Genomic DNA, 634 nt, shown 5'->3' with positions numbered 1-634 from the left:
GAGCCTTTTGAGGGTGGTCAGCGATCGGGTGATGTGATGTGGGTGCAGAACGGGTGAGGCCCTGGGATGTTGAGCGAGGTGTCTCTCGTGTCTTCTCTTCGCCCGAGGGGCCTGGTTGATTACGTATCTGCTGCTCTGGACCTGCCGCACGCGCTCGTGGAGACGGTGATGATGCTGATCGTCCTCCGGGAGGGACCGCCGGTGCAAGCTGCCGGCGTCCGGGCGTGCCCTGGTCGCACTCGTGTACCTCAAGCAGCACCTCACTCTCGCCCGGATCGCGGTGGGGTTCCGGATCAGCGTGGGCACCGCGCACGCCTGTGTCCGCTCCGTGGCGGTGCTGCCGGCCCGCCGGGCCCCGGGCCTGACCCGAGCCCTGCGTGAGGCGAAGCCAGGGCGGAGTACCTGCGGGTGGACGGCACCCTGGCAGAATGCGACCGGGGCGCCGGCGGCCGCGGCGACCACTAGGGAAAGCACCGTCGCCACGGCGTGAACCTCCAGCTCGTCACCGACCCCGCGGGCCGACCGCTGTGGCCTCCAGAGCGAACCCACGACCTGACGGCAACCCACCGGCACCGCACCGTGACCACCCCCATCCACCTTCGCGTCCCGATCCTGGCCGACCCCGGCCACCCCG

Annotated in this window: 1 pseudogene; it reads left to right on the top strand. The window is 70.3% G+C overall.

Annotated features, from left to right (window positions below):
- Nucleotides 1–111: 111 nt before the first annotated feature.
- Nucleotides 112–634 (top strand): annotated as a pseudogene (locus tag AZE13_RS38935) (transposase family protein); the annotation flags it as partial.

It is taken from the genome of Streptomyces sp. NBRC 110611 (genome assembly GCF_001590865.1).
Taxonomy (GTDB): Bacteria; Actinomycetota; Actinomycetes; order Streptomycetales; family Streptomycetaceae; genus Streptomyces.
The sequence above is the reverse complement of the archived record's forward strand: the minus strand, read 5'-3'. Positions and strand labels throughout refer to the sequence as shown.